At 64.1% G+C, this 6,387-nt stretch carries 6 protein-coding genes; 4 read left to right on the top strand and 2 right to left on the bottom strand.

What is annotated here, in order from left to right:
* Nucleotides 1-291 precede the first annotated feature (291 nt).
* Nucleotides 292-951: a pentapeptide repeat-containing protein gene (locus INQ47_RS22875; protein ID WP_404702654.1), complete on the bottom strand. Its 660-nt coding sequence runs from the start codon at nucleotides 949-951 to the stop codon at nucleotides 292-294.
* A 66-nt stretch (nucleotides 952-1,017) separates the two neighbouring features.
* Nucleotides 1,018-2,913, bottom strand: coding sequence for a quinoprotein ethanol dehydrogenase (gene exaA / locus INQ47_RS22870; RefSeq protein ID WP_404702653.1), 1,896 nt, complete (start codon nucleotides 2,911-2,913; stop codon nucleotides 1,018-1,020).
* Between the two features lie 254 nt (nucleotides 2,914-3,167).
* On the opposite strand from exaA, the gene pedF reads away from it, so the two are divergent.
* From pedF to INQ47_RS22850, 4 genes are read left to right on the top strand one after another with little or no spacing between them, the layout of a single operon-like run.
* Entirely contained in the window at nucleotides 3,168-3,629 is a 462-nt protein-coding gene (gene pedF, locus INQ47_RS22865; protein WP_021784006.1) for a cytochrome c-550 PedF, read from the top strand.
* Between the two features lie 5 nt (nucleotides 3,630-3,634).
* On the top strand, nucleotides 3,635-4,510 hold the full coding sequence (locus INQ47_RS22860) for a substrate-binding periplasmic protein (RefSeq protein WP_404702652.1): 876 nt from the start codon (nucleotides 3,635-3,637) through the stop codon (nucleotides 4,508-4,510).
* Nucleotides 4,511-4,518: 8 nt separating this feature from the next.
* Nucleotides 4,519-5,280 (top strand): quinoprotein dehydrogenase-associated SoxYZ-like carrier, encoded by a 762-nt coding sequence (locus INQ47_RS22855; protein WP_404702651.1) that lies wholly within the window; start codon nucleotides 4,519-4,521, stop codon nucleotides 5,278-5,280.
* 40 nt (nucleotides 5,281-5,320) lie between these two features.
* Complete coding sequence (locus tag INQ47_RS22850) at nucleotides 5,321-6,244, top strand: quinoprotein relay system zinc metallohydrolase 1 (protein WP_404702650.1); 924 nt, start codon at nucleotides 5,321-5,323, stop codon at nucleotides 6,242-6,244.
* Nucleotides 6,245-6,387: the final 143 nt, after the last annotated feature.

The following is a 6,387-nucleotide window of genomic DNA, read 5'->3' as shown; positions in this document are numbered from 1 at the left end:
CCGATGTGTGTCCACCACCGATCTGTGTGTGTAGGAGCGGGTTTACCCGCGAATACGATGGCGGTGGCAATGGTGAACGGCGGGTGGGGATTGGCCAGCAGGGCCGGCCTTTTCGCGGGTGAACCCGCTCCTACGACGACCTGTGTTCAACCACCGATGTGTGTTCACCAACGATCTGTGTGTAGGAGCGGGTTTACCCGCGAATACGATGGCGGTGGCAGCGGTGAACGGTTGGTGGAAATTGGCCAGCAGGGCCGGCCCTTTCGCGGGTGAACCCGCTCCTACAGGCCCTCATTTGTCCCAGGTTTCAGGGCACCCCTTGCACCCCTCCATGTTGGCCTCCTGAAAATTCCCGTAATGCTGCCGCGCCCCGCGCAAATCGGCGCGTGCCAGGTTGCTCTGGCCAAACTTGGCCTCCTGCAGGTTGGCATCGCCCAGGTTGGCCTCTTGCAGGTCAGCCTTGCTCAACCAGGCCATCTCCAGGTCCGCCGCCTGCAAGTTGGCCCGCTGCAGCTTTGCCCCGGACAGCCTGGCGAACTGCAGGTAGGCTGCACGCAGGTCGGCCTTTTCAAACTGTGCGCCCTGGGCGAACAAGCCCCAGCCTTGAATGGCCACCAGCTTGCTGTTGCTCAGGTCGGCCAGGCGCAGATTGCTCTGTTGCAGGCTGGCGCGAGTTAGGTTGGCCCCTTGCAGGCGTGCTTTCTCCAGGTTTGCCAGGTCCAGTTGGGCATGGCGCAGGTCGGCATCGCGCAGGTCGGCACCGGCCAGGTTCATCTTGCGCAGGTCCTGGTTGGCCAGGTTGGCGCCGCGCAGGTTGGCCCCCGGGCACTGGCTGGCTTCGGCAATCACGCAGCCGTTGATGGTCAAGGGGGCATCGTTGCCGGCGTCGTCGGCGTTCACTGCCAGGGCGGGGGATAGCGCCAGCAGCAAGGTAAAGGGCAGGTAATTCATGGCGAAAGCCTCTGGGCAGGAGAAGGGCAGAAGCGGGGAGGGGCGCAAGCCGCTCCCCGCTGCAGGTCAACGCTGTGCAGTCTTGTTGTCCCAGCTCGGGATCTTGAACACCCAGAACGAACCACCCTGAGCCACCGGTTTGGTCAGCTCGGCCATGTCGCCGCCCCACAGCGGTACCGCACCGCCGTAGCCCACGGTCACGCCGATGTACTGCTCGCCGTCCTGTTCCCAGGTGATGGGCGGCGAGACAATGCCGCTGCCGGTCTGGAACTTCCACAGCTCTTTGCCCGTCTTGGCGTCGAAGGCCTTGAAGAAACCGTCGCCCGTGCCGGTGAACACCAGGTTGCCCTTGGTCGCCAGCACACCGGCCCATAGCGGCAGGTGTTCCTTGTGTTCCCACACCAGCTTGCCGGTGGTCGGGTCCATGGCGCGCAACGTGCCGACGTGGTCGTCGTACATGCGCTTGATGCGGAAGCCCATGCCCAGGTAAGCCGAGCCCTTCTTGTAGTTCACTTCCTCGGTCCAGTATTCCTCTTTCCACTGGTTGCCGGGGATGTAGAACAGCCCGGTGTCCTGGCTGTAGGCCATGGGGTTCCAGTTCTTGCCGCCCAGGAACGGCGGCGAGACTTCCACCGGCTTGCCCTTGGTTTCACCCGGCAGCGGCTTGGCCGGGCGTTGGCCGGGGTTTTCCACCGGGCGCCCGGTCTTCAGGTCGATATGGCTGGCCCAGGTGATGTTGTCGACGAAGGGGAAGGCGTTCTGCAGCTTGCCGTTGTTGCGGTCGACCACATAGAAGAAGCCGTTGCGGTCAGCATGGCCGGTGGCCTTGACCACCTTGCCGTCCTTGCCTTTGTAGTCGAACAGCACCAGTTCGTTGTTGCCGGAGAAGTCCCAGGCATCGTTGGGGGTGTGCTGGTAGAACCACTTGACTTCGCCGGTACTCGGGTCGACGCCGACCTGGCCGGAGGTGTACAGGCTGTCGAAGTCATGCGGGTTGCCGTCCTTCGACGTGCGCGCCCAGGTATTCCACGGCCCGGGGTTGCCAGCGCCAACAATGATGGTGTTCGTTTCGGGGTCGAAGCTGGCGCTTTGCCAAGGGGCACCGCCGCCGTGGCTCCAGGCTTCGACCTTGCCGGTTTCGGTGGTAGGGTCGTCTGGCCAGGACGGCGCTTTGACGTCACCGGTCGGGGTGCTGTCCTTGCCGTTCAGGCGGCCCATGTGGCCCTCGACGAAGGGCCGCATCCACACTTCTTCGCCGGTGTCCGGGTCGCGTGCGAACAACTGGCCGACCACGCCGAATTCATCGCCGGAGCTGCCATGGATCAGCAGCACCTTGCCGCTGGTCTTGTCCTTGATCAGCACTGGCGCACCGGTCATGGTGTAGCCGGCGCTGTGGTCGCCGAACTTCTTGTTCCACACCACCTTGCCGGTGCGCTTGTCGAGGGCGATGACCCGCGCGTCGAGGGTGCCGAAGTAGATCTTGTCGCCGTAGATCGCCGCCCCGCGGTTGACCACGTCGCAGCAGGGACGAATGTTGTCGGGCAGGCGGTGGCTGTAGGTCCACAGGCGTTTGCCGGTCTTGGCATCGAGGGCGAATACCCGCGAGTACGAGCCGGTGACGTAGACCACGCCATCGCTGACGATGGCCTGGGATTCCTGGCCGCGCTGCTTCTCGTCGCCGAAGGAGTAGGACCAGGCCGGGGTCAGCTTGAACACGTTCTTGTCATTGACCTGGGCCAACGGGCTCCAGCGCTGGGCATTGGTGCCCATGCCGTACTGCAGCACGTCCTGGGTGGTCAGGTGGTCATTGGCGATGTCTTCCCAGGTGACGTTCTTGCCGGCAGGTGCAGCGGGTGTGGTGGCCGCTGTTGCCACATTGCCCAGGGCCAGGCTACCGGCCATCAGCAGGACGCGCACGCTCAGGGCCAGCGGGGAAAGGGCGGGTAGCGATCTTATTGTCATGGTTGCAGTTCCCAGTGGAGGTTTTGGCCTGCACAGGGTGGGGCGCAGCGGCTATCGCGGGATACGGAAAAAGTCCCGCCCTTGCCGGGAAAAGTTCCCGCACGGCACCTCAATTGGCCCTTCGCCACAAGCCCTACTACCAAGGGATGACGGCCCGGCCACCAAAGCAGCATTCGGTCGCCCGCAGGGTGTTTCTAAGATGGCGGCACGGCCTCTGTGGTTGAGGCCTTGTGTGCAATGGTGAGGGCATAACAATGACAACAAAATGCAATGTGTTGCTTGCTGCTGGGTTGCTGGCCGCATCTGTGCTGACCGGTACAGCCTGGGCCCATGGCAACGTGGTGCCCCAGGCAGTGGAGACCAAGGGCCTGACCCCGATCAAGGACGCTGGCGTGAGCCTGGACGACGACGGCTGGGCGGCGGTCAACCCTTACCGCAGCTCACCCGAGCACGACAAGGCCGTGGAAATCGGCGCCTCGGCCTACAACCAGAACTGCGCCGCCTGTCATGGCCTGGAGGCCAAGTCTGGTGGTATCGCCCCTGACTTGCGCATGCTCGATGCAGGTGATGCTGGCGATGAATGGTTCGTCGAGCGGGTACGCCACGGCGCGGTTCGCGACGGACGCGTGTACATGCCGAAGATGGCCGATTACCTCAGTCAGGAAGCCCTGTGGGCGGTGCGCACCTACCTCGACAGCGTGCACGTCGAGGAGTGACGGCCATGCGTCTGTGGGCGGTGCTGTTGAGTGGCCTGCTGCTGTGTTGCGCGGCGGCCCAGGCGCAAGTGCGCAACTATGACGCGATCATCGCTGCCGGAGAGCTCAAGGTAGCGGTGTACAAGGATTTCGCCCCCTACAGTTTCCAGGACCACGGCCAGCCGCGTGGGGTCGATGTGGAGCTGGCGCAGGCCCTGGCCACGGCCTTGGGTGTGCGCCTGCAACTTATCTGGGCGCCACCCGGCGAAAAGCTCGACGATGACCTGCGCGACTACATCTGGCGTGGCAGCCCGCTGCGTCATCAGCAATTGGCCGACCTGATGATGCGGGTGCCTTACGATCGCGCCTACGCGCAGCGGCGCAACGAGTTCGGTGAGCTGGAAAACGCCCAGGTGGTGATGTTCGGCCCCTATCAGGAGGAGCGTTGGCAGGTGGCCTACGATCGCCGTCGCCTGCCGTCGGTGGCCAGTGTCGCGGTATTCCAGCAGCATCCTGTCGGGGTCGAGGTGGACAGCGTGCCGTCGTTTTACCTGACGTCGGTGTTCAACGGCATGCTCAGCGCCAGGACCCACCATTACCCCAGCGTGCAGCAGGCATTTGCTGCGATGCAGGCCGGCCAGGTAGACGCTGTGATGGCGATGCGCGGCGAGGTTGACTGGCAGTTGCACCAGGCTGCCGATGCGCAACTGGCCTTGGCAGAGAACGCCTACCCGAACCTCGGCAAACAGGCTTGGGAAATCGGCATGGCCGTGCATGAAAGCAACCGGCAGCTGGCCTACGCGGTGGAGGAGGCCATGGAGGCGATGATTCGCGATGGCCGGCTCAAGGCGATGTATGCCGCATACGGCCTGCGTTACGAGGTCCCGGAGATGTATCAATAGGAGTGGCCATGAACTGGCGAGCAACTTTCCTGCTGGCCTGCTGGATGCCCTGGGCCGCCCAGGCTGCGACACAAGGCACCCACACAGACCCGGTGCCTTCCGTGATGTGGGACTTCTACCATAAGCAGTTGCTGGGCCAGGCCGCGTTCGTGTTCGATGACCGTGTGAAGCTTCTGGCGCCACCCTTTGCCGAGGATGCACGGCAGGTGCCGCTGGAGATCGACGCCCGGGCGTTCACAGGTGAGGTGGTGCGGATAATCGCCTGGGCAGAGCTGAACCCATTGCCGCGCATCGTCGACTTTCAGCCCGGCGAGCGCGTGTTGCCCTGGTTGTCGATCCGCATCCGCATCGAACAGGCCACACCGCTGCGCGCTGCCGTACTGACACGCGATGGCCTGTGGCACGTCGGTTCGACCCTGATCGATGCTGCCGGCGGCGGTTGTACCGCACCCAGCGTGGTGCGCACCCAGCCCGGCTGGGAGGAGCACCTCGGTGAGGTGCTGGGCGGGCGCTACCCGCGTGGTGACAGCAGCCGCCTGCGCCTGCAGGTGGCCCACCCGATGGATAACGGCCTGGTCAGCGGCATTCCTGAATTCTTTCTCAACCATGCCGAGTTGCAAGGTGCAGATGGCCAGCGCCTGGCCAGCCTGGAGCTGTACCCGGCGGTCAGCGAAAACCCCAACCTTGGCTTTGACATTCAGGGCCTTGGTCCAACCCGGCTGCTGTTGCGGGACAACAGCGGCAACCAGTTCGAGGCGGCGCTGCCCTGAGCGCGTTGTCTGATTCCCCCCCCTGACCCGAGGCACTGTCATGCGTTGGATCCTGCTGTTGCTGCTGTGCCTGGGGCTGCCAGCCCAGGCTGATCTGGCGTACCGGCTCACACCGCGGCAGATCGCCGAGGGCACCTGGTTGCTGGAAGGCAGCACCGACAATTTCGCCAAGGCCAATGGCGGCAATGTGGTCAACACCGCGTTCATCGTCACCGACAGCGGTGTGGTGGTGATCGACAGCGGGCCGTCGAAGGGCTATGGCGAGGCGTTGCGCAAGGCAATTGTCACCCTCACCGACAAGCCGGTAGTGGAAGTGTTGCTGACCCATCATCATCCTGACCATGTACTGGGCAACCAGGCCTTTGCCGATGTGCCGATCGGTGCCCTGGCCGGCACCCGTGACCTGCTGCGCCAGCAGGGCGATGCCATGGCCGAGAACATGTATCGCCTGGTCGGCGACTGGATGCGCGGTACCGAGGTGGTACTGCCGACCCGGGTGTTGCAGCCGGGTGTGCATGAGGTGGGTGGGCACCGCCTGAGGTTGCTGGGGCTGGGCGGGCACACGGGGGCCGACCTGGCGATTTTCGATGAAAAGACCGGCGTACTGTTCGCCGGTGACCTGGTGTTCTACCAACGGGCCCTGACCACGCCTAACAGCCCAGGGCTGGACGTGTGGCTCAAGGACCTGGATACCCTGCAGGCACTGCCCTGGAAGCAGCTGGTACCCGGGCATGGCCCGGTGGCCAGTGATGCGCAGCCGTTCGTGCAGATGCGTGACTACTTGGGCTGGCTCGATGGCCTGATGCGCGATGGCGCGGCGCGCGGTGACGACATGGCCGAGATGATCCGCAGCCCCATTCCCGAACGGTTTGCCGGGATCAGCCTGACGCGTTATGAGCTGATCCGCAGTGTCAGCCACCTGTACCCCCGGTATGAGCACCAGCAGTTACGGCGCTTGCCATGACATTGTTTGTGCCTGTCAGCCCCCGTGCCGCCCACACAGCGCTCTGTGTCTGCACCCACCCATCGCTCAGGCCCCTACCAAGGAACTAGAAAACTCCGCACTGCGGGCAATTGTTGGCAATCGGGTCGGGACCAAGAATTCCC

The organism is Pseudomonas sp. 3HC3, assembly GCF_044904505.1.
Classification (GTDB): domain Bacteria; phylum Pseudomonadota; class Gammaproteobacteria; order Pseudomonadales; family Pseudomonadaceae; genus Aquipseudomonas; species Aquipseudomonas putida_Y.
Note: the sequence above shows the minus strand (reverse complement) of the source record. Positions and strands in the feature narration are given on the sequence as shown.